A 15,480-nucleotide genomic window follows, 5' to 3' on the forward strand; every position below is an offset into this window, starting at 1 on the left:
GGCCGGCCACAAGCGTGACCAGACCACCGAGGGCCACCCATCCCCAACCCTGCACCGGCCGAAGCTTCAGCCCCACCCAGACGCGAAAGCAGCCGGCGACGATCAGCGCGATCGCCATCACGAAGGTGAGGAAGGACGAGGCGAGCACGGGATTGATGAAGGCAAAGAGACCGGCGATCGTATAACAGGCGCCGCTCAAGCCCCAGTAGAGCACGCTGTCCCAGCCCTTGACCTGGAAGGCGTGCGCGAGATTGAAGAGCCCGCCGACCAGCATGATGATCCCGACATAATAGACCGATGCGACTGTCGCCATCAGCAGATTGCCGAAGGCAAGACCGCCGCACATGATCAACAGCACGCCGAGGGCGACGAACCATCCCCATTTGCCGGCAATAGCAGTCTTGTCGGCATGATCGAATGCATGGGTCATTTCAACCTCCAGTCTTTCGAGACTCAGGATTGCTACCGGAGGATTGAGCCGGATTTCTACGAAAAAGGAAAGCAAAAACACCGAAGATTTTTATTGATTGATGAGTCAATCAAAAATAAACTGACCACCGTCAAGGGAGAGACGAATGCCGAAGGTCGGGATGGAGCCGGTGCGCCGCAAGGCGCTGGTGGACGCAGCGTTGCGCGTGATCGGCGACCAGGGCACGCTGACCGTCACCATGTCCGAGATCGCCCGTCAGGCCGGCGTCTCCCCTGCCCTTGCCCACCACTATTTCGGCAGCAAGGAACAATTGCTGATCGAGACGATCCGCAGCCTTCTAAGGCAATTGCGCGACGACACGGTGACGGCGCTTCGCGCAGTCGTGAGCCCGCGCGAAAGGCTGAGCGCACTCATCCGCGTCTCCTTCCAGGCAAGCCAGTTTGCCCCCGATACGATTGCCGCATGGCTCGCCTTCTATTCGGAGGCGCAGCGGTCGGAAGAGGTGCGGCGGCTGCTCGTTGTCTATGCCCGGCGCTTGCGCTCCAATCTCATGGCAAGCCTCAAGGCGCTTTGTGCCGACGATGACGCGGAACGCATTGCCGAAGGCGCTGCTGCGATGATTGACGGGCTTTATATCCGCCAGAGTCTGCGCTCCGCGCCGATCAGCATCGAAGCCTCGATCGCACTCACGGAAGACTACGTCACCTCGCACATCGATCGGCTCAAATACCGGGGAACGGCCGCATGACCGCAAGACCGAACATCCTGATCATCATGGTCGACCAGTTGAACGGAAAGTTCTTTCCGGACGGGCCGGCCGCGTTCCTGCATGCACCGAACCTGAAGGCGCTGGCAGCCCGCTCGGCCCGGTTTCGCAACAATTACACCTCGTCGCCGCTCTGCGCCCCTGCCCGCGCCTCCTTCATGGCCGGGCAATTGCCGAGCCGCACCCGCGTCTACGACAATGCCGCCGAGTATCAGTCCTCCATCCCGACCTATGCGCATCACCTGCGCCGCGCCGGGTACTACACGGCGCTGTCGGGCAAGATGCATTTCGTCGGCCCGGACCAGTTGCACGGCTTCGAGGAGCGGCTGACGACCGATATCTACCCGGCCGATTTCGGCTGGACGCCGGACTATCGCAAGCCCGGCGAGCGCATCGACTGGTGGTATCACAATCTCGGTTCGGTCACCGGCGCCGGCGTTGCCGAGATTACCAACCAGATGGAATATGACGACGAGGTTGCCTTCCTCGCCAACCAGAAGCTCTACCAGCTGTCGCGTGAAAACGATGACGCAGAGCGCCGCCCCTGGTGCCTGACGGTCTCGTTTACCCATCCGCACGACCCCTATGTGGCGCGCAAGAAGTTCTGGGACCTCTACGAGAATTGCGAGCATCTGCTGCCCGAAGTGGGCATGCTGCCGGAAGATCAGCAGGATCCGCATTCCAAGCGCATCATGCATTCCTGCGATTACGGCAATTTCGACCTGACGGAAGACAATATCCGCCGCTCGCGCCGGGCCTACTTCGCCAACATCTCCTACCTCGACGAAAAAGTCGGCGAACTCGTGGACACGCTGACGCACAGCCGCATGCTCGACGACACATTGATCTTCTTCTGCTCGGATCACGGCGACATGCTCGGCGAGCGCGGCCTGTGGTTCAAGATGAACTTCTTCGAGGGTTCGGCTCGCGTGCCACTGATGGTTGCCGGACCCGGCGTCGCGCCCGGCCTGCACCTGGCGCCGACCTCAAACCTCGACGTGACGCCGACGCTTGCAGACCTCGCCGGCATTTCCATGGACGAGGTCAAGCCCTGGACCGACGGCATCAGCCTCGTGCCCATGATCAACGGCGAGGAGCGCTCAGAGCTGGTGCTGATGGAATATGCGGCGGAAGCCTCCTACGCGCCGCTCGTCGCCATTCGCGAAGGCAAGTGGAAATACATCCACTGCGCGCTCGACCCGGATCAGCTCTACGATCTCGAAGCCGACCCGCTGGAACTGAAAAACCTCGCGGCCAATCCGGAAACGCCGGTGCAGGCGGCAACCTTGCAGGCGTTTCGCGACATGTGCGCCGCCCACTGGGACATGGACGCCTTCGATGCGGCTGTACGCGAAAGCCAGGCCCGGCGCTGGGTGGTCTACGAGGCGCTGCGAAACGGCGCCTACTACCCCTGGGATCACCAGCCGCTGCAAAAGGCATCCGAGCGCTACATGCGCAACCATATGAACCTCGACAATCTCGAGGAATCCAAACGCTATCCGCGAGGAGAATGAGATGAAAGCCCAACCACAAGCCTCGCACTTCATCGACGGCGAATATGTCGAGGACATCGGCGGCACCGTCATCGAGAGCATCTATCCGGCAACGGGCGAAGTCATCGCGCGGCTGCACGCGGCAACCCCTGCGATCGTCGAAAAGGCGATCGCCGCGGCCAAGCGCGCCCAGCCGGAATGGGCGGCGATGAGCCCGACGGCCCGCGGCCGCATCCTGAAGCGCGCCGCCGAGATCATGCGCGAGCGCAACCGCGAGCTCTCCGAACTCGAAACGCTCGACACCGGCAAGCCGATCCAGGAGACGATCGTCGCCGACCCGACCTCGGGCGCCGACAGTTTCGAGTTCTTCGGCGGCGTGATCGCCACCGCGCTCAACGGCGACTACATCCCGCTCGGCGGCGATTTCGCCTATACCAAGCGCGTGCCGCTCGGCGTCTGCGTCGGTATCGGCGCCTGGAACTATCCGCAGCAGATCGCCTGCTGGAAAGGCGCACCGGCGCTTGCCGCCGGCAACGCCATGGTTTTCAAGCCGTCGGAAAACACGCCGCTCGGCGCCCTGAAGATCGCCGAGATCCTTGTGGAGGCAGGCCTGCCGAAGGGCCTCTACAACGTCATCCAGGGCGATCGGTCGACGGGCCCGCTGCTGGTCAACCATCCTGACGTCGCCAAGGTGTCGCTGACCGGCTCGGTGCCGACCGGCAAGAAGGTGGCGGGAGCGGCCGCCGCCGAACTCAAGCACGTCACCATGGAACTCGGCGGCAAGTCGCCGCTGATCGTCTTTGACGATGCCGACCTTGAAAGCGCCATCGGCGGCGCCATGCTCGGCAATTTCTATTCGACCGGCCAGGTCTGCTCGAACGGCACCCGCGTCTTCGTGCAGAAGGGCATCAAGGAACAGTTCCTCACACGGCTGAAAACCCGCACTGAAGCGATCGTCATCGGTGATCCCATGGACGAGGCGACGCAGCTCGGCCCGATGGTCTCGGCGCCGCAGCGCGACAAGGTCTTCTCCTATATCGAGAAGGGCAAGGCCGAAGGCGCACGGCTCGTGACCGGCGGCGGCATCCCGAATGCGGTCAACAGCGAAGGCACCTACATCCAGCCGACGGTCTTTGCCGACGTCACTGACGGCATGACGATCGCGCGCGAGGAAATCTTCGGGCCCGTGATGTGCGTGCTCGACTTCGACGACGAGGCCGAGGTGGTCGCCCGCGCCAATGCCACCGAATTCGGCCTTTCGGCCGGCGTCTTCACCGCCGACATCACCCGCGCGCACCGCGTGGTCGACCAGCTCGAAGCCGGCACGCTCTGGATCAACACCTACAATCTCTGCCCGGTGGAAATCCCCTTCGGCGGTTCGAAACAGTCAGGCTTCGGCCGCGAGAATTCGGTGGCGGCGCTCAACCACTACAGCGAGCTGAAGACCGTCTATGTCGGCATGGGACCGGTGCAGGCGCCCTATTGAGATTGAGGGCTGCGGCCGCCCCCTTGAAAGGCGGCTGTTTTACCTCCCTCATCCTCGGGCGAGCGTAGCGAGTTCCGGGGGATCCAGCAACGCCACGTCGGTGGCGCACCAGAGTCTTCAAGCGACAGACGTCGCTTGGCTGGATTCCTGTGACAGGCACAGGAATGAGGGGCCGAGATAGCAGCGCAAGACCAGCCGGTTCTAGAGACGCTAGAGAAAGACGACGCTTATGCAGGCAGATTACATCATCATCGGCTCCGGTTCCGCCGGCTCGGCGCTCGCCTATCGCCTCTCCGAGGACGGCAAGAACACCGTTCTGGTGCTGGAATATGGCGGAACGGATGCCGGGCCGTTCATCCAGATGCCGGCGGCCCTTGCCTGGCCAATGAGCATGAAGCGCTACAACTGGGGCTATCTCTCCGAGCCCGAGCCGAACCTCAACAACCGGCGCATCACCGCGCCGCGCGGCAAGGTGATCGGCGGCTCCTCCTCGATCAACGGCCTCGTCTATGTGCGCGGCCACGCCGAAGATTTCAACCGCTGGGAAGAGCTCGGTGCGCGCGGCTGGGCCTATGCGGACGTGCTACCCTATTTCAAGCGCATGGAGCATTCGCACGGCGGCGAAGCCGGCTGGCGCGGCACCGACGGGCCGCTGCACGTCAAGCGCGGCCCGGTGCACAACCCGTTGTTCCATGCCTTCATCGAGGCCGGCCAGCAGGCCGGTTTCGAACTCACCGACGACTATAACGGCTCGAAGCAGGAAGGCTTCGGGCTGATGGAGCAGACCGTCTGGCAGGGTCGGCGCTGGTCGGCGGCGAACGCCTATCTGAAGCCGGCGATGAAGCTGCAGAACGTGTCGCTCGTGCGTTGCTTCGCCCGTCGGATCATCATCGAAAACGGCCGGGCGACCGGTGTCGAAATCGAGCGCGGCGGCAAGATCGAGATCGTCAAGGCAAACCGCGAGGTGGTCGTCTCCGCGTCGTCGTTCAATTCGCCGAAACTGCTGATGCTCTCGGGCATCGGTCCGGCCGAGCACCTGAAGGACATGGGCATCGAGGTGAAGGTCGACCGACCCGGCGTCGGGGCGAACCTGCAGGACCATATGGAGTTCTATTTCCAGCAGATTTCAACGAAGCCCGTGTCGCTCTATTCTTGGCTGCCCTGGTTCTGGCAGGGCGTTGCCGGCGCGCAGTGGCTGTTCTTCAAGAAGGGCCTCGGGATCTCCAACCAGTTCGAGGCCTGCGCCTTCCTGCGCTCGGCTCCTGGCGTCAAGCAGCCTGATATCCAGTACCATTTCCTGCCGGTGGCGATCAGCTATGACGGCAAGGCTGCCGCCAATACGCATGGCTTCCAGGTGCATGTCGGCTACAATCTCTCGAAGTCGCGGGGCAACGTCACGCTGCGCTCCTCCGACCCAATGGCCGACCCGGTCATTCGCTTCAATTACATGAGCCACCCGGAGGACTGGGAGAAATTCCGCCACTGCGTGCGCCTCACCCGCGAGATCTTCGGCCAGAAGGCCTTCGACCACTATCGCGGCCCGGAGATCCAGCCGGGCGAGAATGTACAGTCGGACGACGAGATCGACGCCTTCCTGCGCGAGCATCTGGAAAGCGCCTACCACCCCTGCGGCACCTGCCGGATGGGCGCCAAGGACGATCCGATGGCGGTCGTCGATCCGGAGACCCGCGTCATCGGCGTCGACGGGCTTCGTGTCGCCGACAGTTCGATCTTCCCGCACGTGACCTACGGCAACCTGAACAGCCCCTCGATCATGACCGGCGAAAAGGCGGCCGATCATATTCTCGGCAAGCAGCCGCTGGCGCGTTCCAACCAGGAACCGTGGATCAACCCGCGCTGGCAGGTCAGCGACCGGTAAGCACGACTATCCGGCGAAACCGACCCAACGACCCGCGAGCAGCGCACTTGGCCATAGGATCAGGGAGCTTAATGCCTGCACGCGCAAGCGCGGGGCGATCGCGCCTCCGGCAAGAGCGGCTGACCAGCCAGGGCTCACGCGGACAGTAAGTGCGTTCAAAATGCCGAGCGCCAGCAAGGCGAGCTTGGTCAGGAACGCCGGATTGGCGAGATAGGCGGACGGCCGGACGCTGAAGAGGCAGATGCCGGTCAGAACAGCCAGCACAAGACCGATGACCGCCGCGCGGGCGAGAAACGGGCCGAGCACCGCAACGGGCGTTTGACCAACGAGGCCGAGCAGTCTGAGGTCCAGCGGCAGGATGGCGCCGATCAGCAGGCCAATCGCCAGGATGTGGGCTGCATTGACGACGAGATAGAGAAGCGCCGAGCGCCTGAGCGCCATCCCCACCGGCCAGCCGGCGATCCATTCGACAAGATCGGCTGCGCTCATCCGCCAGCCCGGATGCGTTCCGGGTAGATGTCATAGGTCTTACCGGCGACAGTGATGCGCACGGCCTTCATGCGCTTTTCGCTCGGGTCGAGCGAGCGGTTGCCGAGAACGACGACGGCGTCACCGACCTTGGCCGTTCCATCGACAAAGCCTGAACGCTCCGTCTGCCGGGGGTTGCCGAGCTCGACATGCCACATGCCATCCGCAGCCGATTCCACCTGCAAGGTCGGGTGCGGTGGTGCCATCGATATTTCGCGGATGGTGCCCGCAAGCTCGACCTGGCCGGCTTCGGCCCAGGACCAGCCGTGATGGGCATAGGCACCGGTGACTAGAAGTCCTGTCAGGATACCCGCTGCAATGCCATGGCGCGAAATGGCCTTCAACATGTGCCTGCTCCTTCGCCTGTTTCGGAGAAGCGGCAGCTTGAACCGGAAGGACGGTTTGCGAAAGCACAAGATCTTCAACACTTCTTGAGCATGCAACCAGCCGCCGCTTAAAGTTGCGATGACCGAGGGTTGCGCGAACATTAATAAACAGCTTAAAATTTAGCCATTTTTAATCTCCGGTTGTTATGTCTATATGAGACGGAGTGAACGCTGGGCGAACGCCATGACGGCAGTTTCGCCGCGAGATGTCGCGTGCTCCATCCCATCATCGTCATCACTCCCCTGCCAAGGCGAGCTCGCTTCCCGACGTCCTTGCGGTGCGCCCGCGGTCGCCGGCCGAGGATGATTTGCCTTGCGGGTAACCGCGGAGCGTTACTCATGACAATCAAAGCACGCCTGCTCTTGTGTTTATCCCTGCTCGCCGTCGCCATGCTGGTCATGATCGTCATGGCCTTCAATGCGATGACATCGATCTCCAAACGAACCGAATCGATCGTCGCCGACCGGCTGCTGCCTGTGGCGCAACTCGATACCGTCGCCGACATGTATGCCGTCGAAATCGTCGATACGACTCACAAGATGCGAAGCGGCGCGCTCGGGTGGACGGAGGGCAAGGACAAGATCAGCGCAGCGCTCGACACCATCGATGAGGAATGGCGGGCATACGAAGCAACGAGACTGACACCTGAGGAACAGAAGCTTGCGAAGACCTTCGACGTAGCCCGCGTCGACAGCGAGCAGGCGGTCAGGGACATGCTCGAGATCATCGATCGACAGGACATGGCCGAGTTCGGACGGTTTATCGACGGCCGCCTCTATGCGGCCATCGACCCGCTGGCAGAGCCGATTGGCGCTCTCGTCAAGCTTCAGCTCGCAGAAGCCAACCAGGAGCTGGAAGCAGCCAAGGTGGAAAAGGACACCCTGACACGATGGCAGGTCATGATCGCCGCCTTTGCCATCGCGCTTCTCGGGGCAACGGTGTGGTTCGTAGTTGCCGGCCTCTTCCGGCCGCTGACGAAGCTGCGCGAGGCCATGCGGCAACTCGCAGCCGGCAATCTCGCGACGCTGATCTTCGGCGAAGGTCGTCGCGACGAGATCGGCCAGATGGCCGGTGCCGTCGCGGTCTTCCGCGACAATGGGCTGGAACGCCAGCGGCTGGAGCAGGAGGCGGAGGCTGGCCGAACACTTTCAGAACGCGAGCGGGAGCAACGCGAGGCACAGAAGGCCAAGGAAGCAGCCGAAATCCAGACCGCGGTCAATGCACTCGGCCACGGCCTCGACCGGCTGGCCGAAGGTGACCTCACCTTCCGGATCGAAACGCCGCTTGCCGAACGGCTCGACGCGCTGCGCACCAATTTCAACAGCTCCGTCGCCAATCTCGAAGATGCGCTACGCTCGGTCGGCGATAACGCCCGCAGCATCAATGCCGGCGCCAGCGAAATCCGCGCGGCCGCCGGCGACCTCTCCAAGCGCACGGAGCAGCAGGCCGCATCGGTCGAGGAAACGGCGGCGGCGCTCGACCAGATCGCGACCACCGTTGCGGATGCCAGCCGGCGTGCGGAGGAAGCTGGCATGCTCGTGACCCGCACCCGCGGTGCTGCGGAGAAGTCCGGCGAGATCGTCGGCAATGCAGTCACCGCCATGAGCGGCATCGAAGCCTCATCGCGGGAGATCTCCAGTATCATTGGTGTCATCGACGATATCGCCTTCCAGACCAACCTCCTGGCGCTGAACGCCGGCGTCGAGGCGGCACGGGCCGGCGAAGCCGGCAAGGGCTTCGCCGTCGTCGCCCAGGAGGTGCGGGAGCTTGCCCAGCGCTCCGCACAGGCCGCCAAGGAGATCAAGGTGCTGATCGCCACATCCGGCCAGCAGGTGAAGTCCGGCGTCACGCTGGTGCGCGAAACCGGCACGGCACTCGAAAGCATCATCACTGAGGTCCAGGAGATCAGCAGCCACGTGACCGCGATCGTCGAAAGCGCACGCGAACAGGCTGCCGGCATCCAGCAGATCAACACCGCGGTGAACGCGATCGACCAGGGAACACAGCAGAACGCGGCAATGGTGGAGCAATCGACCGCAGCAAGCCATAGCCTCGCCCGTGAGGCTGGCGCGCTCAACGATCTGCTGATGCGCTTCAAGACCGGTGGCGGCCGCCCGGCCACACCCCACCTCGTGGCAAGGGTGAGCAAAGAGACTGCCGCGCCCTCGCCCGCCCGCGCCTTGAGCCGCAAGCTCGCCAGCGCCTATCGCGGCGCAGCGCAGCCACAGGAGGACGGCTGGGCGGAATTCTGACGGCCGGCTTGGCCCATCCGTAGCGAAGGCGCGTACCGCCTGGTTCGCGCCTTTTCCTATTGAACGCTGTTCTCCGACCGCAATTAAAGTATAAAATCTAGTAATTTACTAGTCTATATTCGGTTTTTCGCTGCCTTTCATTCTGAGAGGCAGATTTGCTCCAAACAAAGAGCATTAGAAACCGCTATTTCTGTCCATTGTCGCATTGGGCTGCGATATTCCGACCAAGTTGGAACAGGACGCAGCCATGACAACGTCAACCCTCGAAACCACTGCCAAGGCACTGAACGAGACGCTCGAAGGCCTGGATCTCGCCGGGCGGCTGGCCCTTGTCGCCAGTCTTGAAGGACGCGCCGTCTTCACGACCTCGCTTGGCATTGAGGACCAGGTGATCACCGCTGCCATCGGCGGAAACAAGCTGTCCATCGACGTCGCAACACTGGAAACCGGGCGCTTGTTCAATGAGACGGTCGCCCTCATCGACAAGACCGAAGAAACCTACGGTAGCCTGATCAAGCGCTATCACCCGGAGCAGGCCGACGTCGACGCCTATGCGGCGCGTTACGGCCTCAACGGCTTCTATGAAAGCGTCGAAGCCCGGCATGCCTGTTGTGACGTGCGCAAGCTGAAGCCGCTTGCGCGCGCACTCGAAGGGGCAACCTTCTGGATCACCGGCCTGCGTCGCGGCCAGTCGGGTAACCGCGCCTCCACACCCTTTGCCGAGGCGGACGCCGAACGCGGCCTCATCAAGATCAATCCGTTGGCGGACTGGGACATCGAGACCATCCGCGCTTACGTCGCGGCCAATGCCGTACCGGTCAACCCGCTGCACGCCCGCGGTTATCCGTCGATCGGCTGCGAGCCCTGCACCCGCGCCATCAAGCCCGGCGAGCCGGAGCGCGCCGGGCGCTGGTGGTGGGAAAACGACGAAAAGCGCGAATGTGGTCTGCATGTTCCGGAAACTGCTGCCAGTTCCACCATCCCGAATGCGAGCAGCGCCGCCTGAGGCTGGCGCGCTCTTCTGAAGACAAATCCTCCCGGAGACTGAAATGCCCCATATCCATCCGGAAACGGAACTGCATAATCCGCAGAGCGCCAAACCGCCGCTCGATCCGCATCTGAAGGCACTGGAAAATGAAGCGATCCACATCTTCCGCGAAGTGGCCGCCGAGTTCGAGCGCCCGGTCATGCTCTATTCGATCGGCAAGGATTCCTCCGTTCTGCTGCACCTCGCGCGCAAGGCCTTCTATCCCGGCCGCGTCCCGTTCCCGCTGCTGCACGTCAATACCGGCTGGAAGTTCGCCGAGATGATCGCGTTCCGCAACGAGATCGTCGAGCGCTACGACCTCGACCTGATCGAGCACGTCAACCCGCGGGGGGCTGCCGAAAACGTCACGCCGTTCACCCACGGTTCGGCGCTCTATACGGACATCATGAAGACCGAGGCGTTGCGCCAGGCGCTCGACGCCGGCCAGTTCGATGCTGCCTTCGGCGGCGCGCGCCGCGACGAAGAGGCAAGCCGCGCCAAAGAGCGCATCTACTCCTTCCGTACGCCCGACCACCGCTGGGACCCGCGCAACCAGCGTCCGGAACTTTGGAACGTCTATAACGGCATGATCCGCAAGGGCGAGAGCGTGCGCGCCTTCCCGCTCTCCAACTGGACCGAGGTAGACATCTGGCGCTACATCCAGGCTGAAGAGATCCCGATCGTGCCGCTCTACTTCGCCGAGAAGCGCCCGATCGTCGAACGCGACGGCATGATGATCCTCGCCGAAGATCCGCGTCTCGAACTCTTGCCGGGCGAGACCAAGCGCGAGGAAGTGATCCGCTTCCGCACGCTCGGCTGCTTCCCGCTGACGGGCGCCATCCGCTCGAACGCCACGACGCTCGACGACATCATCTCCGAACTCGAAACCGCGACCGTTTCCGAACGCCAGGGCCGCGCCATCGACCGTGACCAATCCGGCTCGATGGAAAAGAAGAAGCGCGAAGGATATTTCTGATGACTGCTCCCGCAACCGCGAATGCCGTTCAGGACGTTGCAGCCGGCGAAGTTCTCGCTTTCCCGGCACAGGAGCCGGCGCGCGCCACGCGCGACAGCCGCCCGCTTCGCCTGATCACCTGCGGCTCGGTCGACGACGGCAAGTCGACGCTGATCGGCCGCCTGCTCTGGGATACCAAGGCGGTCAAGGAAGACCAGGCGGCGACGCTGCAGCGCGATTCCAACGGCAAGCAGAACGATCTCGGCCTGCCCGATTTCGCGCTGTTGCTCGACGGCCTCCAGGCCGAGCGCGAACAGGGCATCACCATCGACGTCGCCTATCGCTATTTCTCGACCGACAAGCGCTCGTTCATCGTCGCCGACACGCCCGGCCATGAGCAATATACCCGCAACATGGCGACCGGCGCTTCGACCGCGGATCTCGCCGTGCTGCTCGTCGACGCTCGCGTCGGTCTCCTGGAACAGACCCGCCGGCATGCGACGATCGCAACGCTGATGGGCTTCAAGCAGTTCGTGCTGGCGGTCAACAAGATCGACCTGACCGACTACGACCGCAACCGCTTCGAAGAGATCAACCATGAATTCCGCGAACTGGCGCTGTCGCTCGGCGTCCGCCAGGTCACGGCAATCCCGGTCTCGGCGCTGAAGGGCGAGAACGTCGTCTATGACGGTCGCGCTTCGATGCCCTGGTATGACGGCCCGACGCTGATCGAGGTGCTGGAACTGGCAACGACCCGTTCGGCCCAGACTGTCGGCTTCCGCCTGCCGGTACAGCGCGTCTCGCGCCCCGGTGAAAGCTTCCGCGGCTATCAGGGCACGGTTGCCGGCGGCTCGGTGAAGCCCGGCGACAGCGTCGTCATCCTGCCCTCAGGCATGGTCGCCAACGTCACCAAGATCGTCACCTTCGATCTGGTGCGCAATGCGGCCGTGGCCGGTGACGCCATCACGCTGGTGCTCGACCGCCAGGTGGACGTCTCTCGTGGCGACATGATCGTGGCGATCGACAGCCAGCCGTTGACCGGCCTCGCCTTCGACGCCCAGCTCGTCGCACTGCAGCCGGAAGGCATCCAGCCCGGCAAGCGCTACTGGCTGAAGAGCGGCAGCCGCCGCCAGCGCGTTCAGGTGCAGCCGGCCAACCAGCTGGACCTCAAGACCGGCAAGTGGAACCACGCCGATCAGCTGCCGATGAACGCGATCGGCAAGGTGCATCTCGCCTTCGACGAGCAGGCGATCTTCGACACCTACGAGCAGAACCGCACCACCGGTGCTTTCATCCTGATCGATCCGGACACCAACAACACGGTGGCCGGCGGCATGATCACGGCGAAGCGTTCGGCATTCGGCGGCATCCATACGGAAGACGCCCGCGTCATCCTCTCGCTGCCGGCCGACCTTGCCGACCAGCTGATGGCGACCGAACTCTTTGCGGGCCGCCGCGAGGAAGCCGAGGTCCGGCGCGTGAGCGCCGGCAGGGCGATCGAGATCATCGACGATATCGACGGCTGAACGATCGTCGCCGCAGATAAGAGAAGGGGCCCGAACGGGCCCCTTTTGCGTTGTTGAAACGACGCGGCCGAGTTTGGCCTTTGCAAACAATTCTGTCACCCTATCTCCCTGCCGCATGGGAGGAGCGTCATGAAAACGGAACATCAGGACGAAGGCGCGAGACAGCACGGCGTTCGCGGTCGCACCGTATCGATCGAGGCATTTGCCAGGAGGTATCGCCTCGATGCGGAGGAAGCCGAGCGATTGGAGAACCAGTTCGGCCCGGTTGCCGGCGAAATCGAATTGCTGCAGGCGGCGCGACGTAACGGCATGCCGGAGGAGTGACCTCCTCCCGGCATCCATCGTCAAAGCTGCTGTTCGATTGCCGGAAGGATCATCGTCAGCGGAGCGGGTTCGGCGTGCTGCCAAAGCTGATAGCCGACGACGCTGCCGAGTATGGCGGTCCATATGGCGATCTCGCGAAAGGTGAGTATCGGTTCCTTCAACATCTTCGGCTCTCGGGTAAGAACAAGTGTTGAATGCAATATCGCCCCGATTGTTCACATTGATAAGGCACCGTTCGGTGAACACGGCGTTTCAAAGTGAACAATAAAGCCGTGGCACGCTGATGATGCTGCGGCGCCGTCGGCGCTGAAAGGACCGCCGTGCACCCGCGCCCAATCGCATTGCTTCGGAAAGGTCTCGCCGTCTGGCGTCATCGTCCCAAAACAGGACAGGGCTGGCAATCGCTTCACCTTGACCCGAAATCGCACAGATCGCACCTTTTCATCCGCCTTCGCATTCGTAAGTTGGCGCGTCGATCATGAGGATCGAAAGGGCTGTTTCACCGTTTCTGAACGTTGTGGGACAGTCCGCCTGACCGTGAACGTCAGCTGGATATCACCCGGCAAGGCCTATCCTCTCGCCCTTCTCCCAATGCGATCCTTCTATCCCGCATCAGCGGTACCGATGGACACAAGCGGCCACTCCGGCGTATCTGGACGACTTTCGCGCAACGATGCGCCGAATCAGGGAGACGAGAAGGTGAGCACGGATAAGCAACCGGAAACCACCGTGAAGGTCGAGAAGCGCGTCAATGGCAAATGGTGCTTCGTCATCAAGTTTCGCGGTGTCACCTATCCCGCCCAGGGCAACTTTACATCGGTGCTGCAGGCGCAGGCCGCTGCCCAGTCGGTGCTAACGACGCTCGAGCGGCAGCGCTGACAGGGGGATGGAGCGTTGCCATCGATGATGGGAACGCTCTCTTGCCTCTACCTGGACGCCGGGCCCGCCCGGTCCCTACTCGACTGCGGAGCGGATGATGTTGCAGAGCCCCTCCTGCACCACCTGTTTGGTGGCCACCTGCCCCACCTGAATATCGAACATCGCATCAACCCGCGTGCCTGAACCACGCTTGCGGGCAACGACGCGCAACGTCTGCAGCCGTCCGGAGCCGGCGGTATCCTGATAGGCCTCGATGGTTCCGAGCGACTTGTTGATCTCGATTCCGGAAAACCCTTCCGCGGCGACACCCCGCGCCATCCGCTGCAAGGTGGCCTCGGGCTTCAGCTTCGGAAACTCCTGCCAGGTCTTGTAATAGACCGGTGTCACCAGCGGCACGCCCGACGCCTTGAAATTCTTCTCGCAGCTCTGCGCCGCCGCCATGGTGTGGCCGGCGACTAGCAGAACGGCGGCAATGGATAGGTGCTTGATCGACATTCCCGTTCCTCATCGTTGATGGACTGTGGCGGGAACCTAGAGCCTTCGCCTGCACGCAGACAGGCCAACCCGGACGCGAATGCACGGCTATTCGACCAACGGCTCATAGGAGGCGATGAATGACAGAGCACTGCCCCCATTGCCCCCTCTTGAGGGGATCAGGCGGCTCGCCTGCGGTCTCTAAGGTCCTTCAGCGGCTTCTCGATGTACCTGTACGAGACCGCGGCGATGAGTGTCGCCAGCCCACCCACCACGATTGATGTGGTGAAGGGATCCAATTGGTCCCGGAGCGCCAGGGCAATGGGGTAATGCCAGAGATATATCGAGTAGGAAAGCAGGCCGAGATAGCGCAGCCCGTCTCTCGCGAGGAATCGAGAGATCGCCGTCTCACCCGAGACCAACGACAGGACCAAGCCCGCGGCTGCCAAATCGACGGCGATGCCGCCCCAGCCGATGAACCAGATGTTGCGGAACCGGAAGAACAACAGCGCCACAAGCAGCATGTAAATCGATACCCGTCCTATGAACCGAACGCGCTCCCCTCGCGGCCGCCATGGCATGACGGCGATCAGCGCGCCGAGGATCAGGCCGCTCATGCGCGTATCGAACCGAAAATAAGTGCGATGCCAATCTTGCCACACATGGGCATCCACGATTCGCCAGGTCGTTGCGACGACAAATCCAACCGCCAGCAACCACATCAACGGCCGTACAGGAAGCGGTCGAGTTGCCAGAATGACCAGAGGCCAAACGAGATAGAAATGCTCTTCGACGGCAAGCGACCAAGTGTGGCCGATACTCAATGGCTGATACCAGAAGGCCATCGTGTAATCGGACAGGTAAAGCCCTGCCAGCAGGACGTCGAAGGCTGGATTGGCCGCCGGGAATACCAAGGGCGCCAAAGCTGCATAGGCAGCCAGCATCAGCAACAGCGGCGGGTATAGGCGGGTCGCCCGGCGCCAGTAGAATTCCGGCAACCCGATGCCGCTGCGGAGGATCGTGGTGATCAGATAACCGCTAAGAACGAAAAAGACGTCGACCCCGACCATCCCG

General features: G+C 62.7%; 16 protein-coding genes. 10 read left to right on the top strand and 6 right to left on the bottom strand.

Annotated elements, in window-relative coordinates:
• Positions 1–430: HdeD family acid-resistance protein (locus I8N66_RS11400; protein WP_291153702.1), on the bottom strand; the 430-nt coding region annotated here is incomplete at its 3' end.
• Between the two features lie 145 nt (positions 431–575).
• Here I8N66_RS11400 and betI point away from each other — a divergent pair.
• The 4 genes from betI to betA all read left to right on the top strand — a co-directional run bounded on the left by betI (position 576) and on the right by betA (position 6,054).
• The gene (gene betI, locus I8N66_RS11405; RefSeq protein WP_113537931.1) at positions 576–1,178 is read left to right on the top strand and encodes a transcriptional regulator BetI; all 603 of its coding nucleotides are present in this window, start codon (positions 576–578) and stop codon (positions 1,176–1,178) included.
• Entirely contained in the window at positions 1,175–2,710 is a 1,536-nt protein-coding gene (betC, locus tag I8N66_RS11410; protein WP_113537932.1) for a choline-sulfatase, read from the top strand. The genes betI and betC overlap by 4 nt, the downstream gene beginning before the upstream one ends.
• A gap of 1 nt (position 2,711) precedes the next feature.
• Complete coding sequence (gene betB, locus I8N66_RS11415; RefSeq protein WP_113537933.1) at positions 2,712–4,175, top strand: betaine-aldehyde dehydrogenase; 1,464 nt, start codon at positions 2,712–2,714, stop codon at positions 4,173–4,175.
• A gap of 229 nt (positions 4,176–4,404) precedes the next feature.
• Entirely contained in the window at positions 4,405–6,054 is a 1,650-nt protein-coding gene (betA, locus tag I8N66_RS11420) for a choline dehydrogenase (RefSeq protein WP_113537934.1), read from the top strand.
• Between the two features lie 6 nt (positions 6,055–6,060).
• Here betA and I8N66_RS11425 read toward each other — a convergent pair whose 3' ends face one another.
• Both I8N66_RS11425 and I8N66_RS11430 read right to left on the bottom strand, forming a co-directional pair.
• Complete coding sequence (locus I8N66_RS11425) at positions 6,061–6,543, bottom strand: DUF6644 family protein (protein WP_113537935.1); 483 nt, start codon at positions 6,541–6,543, stop codon at positions 6,061–6,063.
• Positions 6,540–6,929, bottom strand: coding sequence for a DUF6152 family protein (locus I8N66_RS11430; RefSeq protein WP_113537936.1), 390 nt, complete (start codon positions 6,927–6,929; stop codon positions 6,540–6,542). Before I8N66_RS11430 ends, I8N66_RS11425 begins: the two co-directional genes overlap by 4 nt.
• Positions 6,930–7,307: 378 nt before the next feature.
• Here I8N66_RS11430 and I8N66_RS11435 point away from each other — a divergent pair, with 378 nt between their 5' ends.
• From I8N66_RS11435 to I8N66_RS11455, 5 genes are all read left to right on the top strand, one after another.
• Positions 7,308–9,221: a methyl-accepting chemotaxis protein gene (locus tag I8N66_RS11435; RefSeq protein ID WP_291153710.1), complete on the top strand. Its 1,914-nt coding sequence runs from the start codon at positions 7,308–7,310 to the stop codon at positions 9,219–9,221.
• A gap of 247 nt (positions 9,222–9,468) precedes the next feature.
• Positions 9,469–10,227 (top strand): phosphoadenylyl-sulfate reductase, encoded by a 759-nt coding sequence (locus I8N66_RS11440; RefSeq protein WP_291153712.1) that lies wholly within the window; start codon positions 9,469–9,471, stop codon positions 10,225–10,227.
• A gap of 43 nt (positions 10,228–10,270) precedes the next feature.
• Positions 10,271–11,224, top strand: a complete 954-nt coding sequence (cysD, locus tag I8N66_RS11445; RefSeq protein ID WP_113537939.1) for a sulfate adenylyltransferase subunit CysD — start codon at positions 10,271–10,273, stop codon at positions 11,222–11,224.
• The gene (gene cysN / locus I8N66_RS11450) at positions 11,224–12,729 is read left to right on the top strand and encodes a sulfate adenylyltransferase subunit CysN (protein ID WP_291153717.1); all 1,506 of its coding nucleotides are present in this window, start codon (positions 11,224–11,226) and stop codon (positions 12,727–12,729) included. The genes cysD and cysN overlap by 1 nt, the downstream gene beginning before the upstream one ends.
• A gap of 129 nt (positions 12,730–12,858) precedes the next feature.
• Positions 12,859–13,053: a hypothetical protein gene (locus I8N66_RS11455; RefSeq protein ID WP_113537941.1), complete on the top strand. Its 195-nt coding sequence runs from the start codon at positions 12,859–12,861 to the stop codon at positions 13,051–13,053.
• A gap of 20 nt (positions 13,054–13,073) precedes the next feature.
• Here I8N66_RS11455 and I8N66_RS11460 read toward each other — a convergent pair whose 3' ends face one another.
• On the bottom strand, positions 13,074–13,217 hold the full coding sequence (locus I8N66_RS11460; RefSeq protein WP_291153720.1) for a hypothetical protein: 144 nt from the start codon (positions 13,215–13,217) through the stop codon (positions 13,074–13,076).
• 535 nt (positions 13,218–13,752) lie between these two features.
• On the opposite strand from I8N66_RS11460, the gene I8N66_RS11465 reads away from it, so the two are divergent.
• A complete protein-coding gene (locus I8N66_RS11465) occupies positions 13,753–13,932 on the top strand; it encodes a hypothetical protein (RefSeq protein ID WP_291153723.1) in 180 nt (59 codons plus the stop codon).
• Between the two features lie 75 nt (positions 13,933–14,007).
• Here I8N66_RS11465 and I8N66_RS11470 read toward each other — a convergent pair whose 3' ends face one another.
• Entirely contained in the window at positions 14,008–14,421 is a 414-nt protein-coding gene (locus tag I8N66_RS11470; RefSeq protein WP_113538083.1) for a hypothetical protein, read from the bottom strand.
• 164 nt (positions 14,422–14,585) lie between these two features.
• A partial coding sequence (locus I8N66_RS11475; protein WP_291153726.1) for an acyltransferase occupies positions 14,586–15,480 on the bottom strand: 895 nt, incomplete at its 5' end.

Source organism: Ensifer sp. SSB1, from assembly GCF_016652895.1.
Taxonomy (GTDB): domain Bacteria; phylum Pseudomonadota; class Alphaproteobacteria; order Rhizobiales; family Rhizobiaceae; genus Ensifer.

Excerpts from the sequence above, each read along its gene's own strand:
- betI (WP_113537931.1), top strand. The coding sequence starts at position 576 with ATGCCGAAGGTCGGGATGGAGCCGGTGCGCCGCAAGGCGCTGGTGGAC.
- betC (WP_113537932.1), top strand. The coding sequence starts at position 1,175 with ATGACCGCAAGACCGAACATCCTGATCATCATGGTCGACCAGTTGAAC.
- betB (WP_113537933.1), top strand. The coding sequence starts at position 2,712 with ATGAAAGCCCAACCACAAGCCTCGCACTTCATCGACGGCGAATATGTC.
- betA (WP_113537934.1), top strand. The coding sequence starts at position 4,405 with ATGCAGGCAGATTACATCATCATCGGCTCCGGTTCCGCCGGCTCGGCG.
- I8N66_RS11425 (WP_113537935.1), bottom strand. The coding sequence starts at position 6,543 with ATGAGCGCAGCCGATCTTGTCGAATGGATCGCCGGCTGGCCGGTGGGG.
- I8N66_RS11430 (WP_113537936.1), bottom strand. The coding sequence starts at position 6,929 with ATGTTGAAGGCCATTTCGCGCCATGGCATTGCAGCGGGTATCCTGACA.
- I8N66_RS11435 (WP_291153710.1), top strand. The coding sequence starts at position 7,308 with ATGACAATCAAAGCACGCCTGCTCTTGTGTTTATCCCTGCTCGCCGTC.
- I8N66_RS11440 (WP_291153712.1), top strand. The coding sequence starts at position 9,469 with ATGACAACGTCAACCCTCGAAACCACTGCCAAGGCACTGAACGAGACG.
- cysD (WP_113537939.1), top strand. The coding sequence starts at position 10,271 with ATGCCCCATATCCATCCGGAAACGGAACTGCATAATCCGCAGAGCGCC.
- cysN (WP_291153717.1), top strand. The coding sequence starts at position 11,224 with ATGACTGCTCCCGCAACCGCGAATGCCGTTCAGGACGTTGCAGCCGGC.
- I8N66_RS11455 (WP_113537941.1), top strand. The coding sequence starts at position 12,859 with ATGAAAACGGAACATCAGGACGAAGGCGCGAGACAGCACGGCGTTCGC.
- I8N66_RS11460 (WP_291153720.1), bottom strand. The coding sequence starts at position 13,217 with ATGTTGAAGGAACCGATACTCACCTTTCGCGAGATCGCCATATGGACC.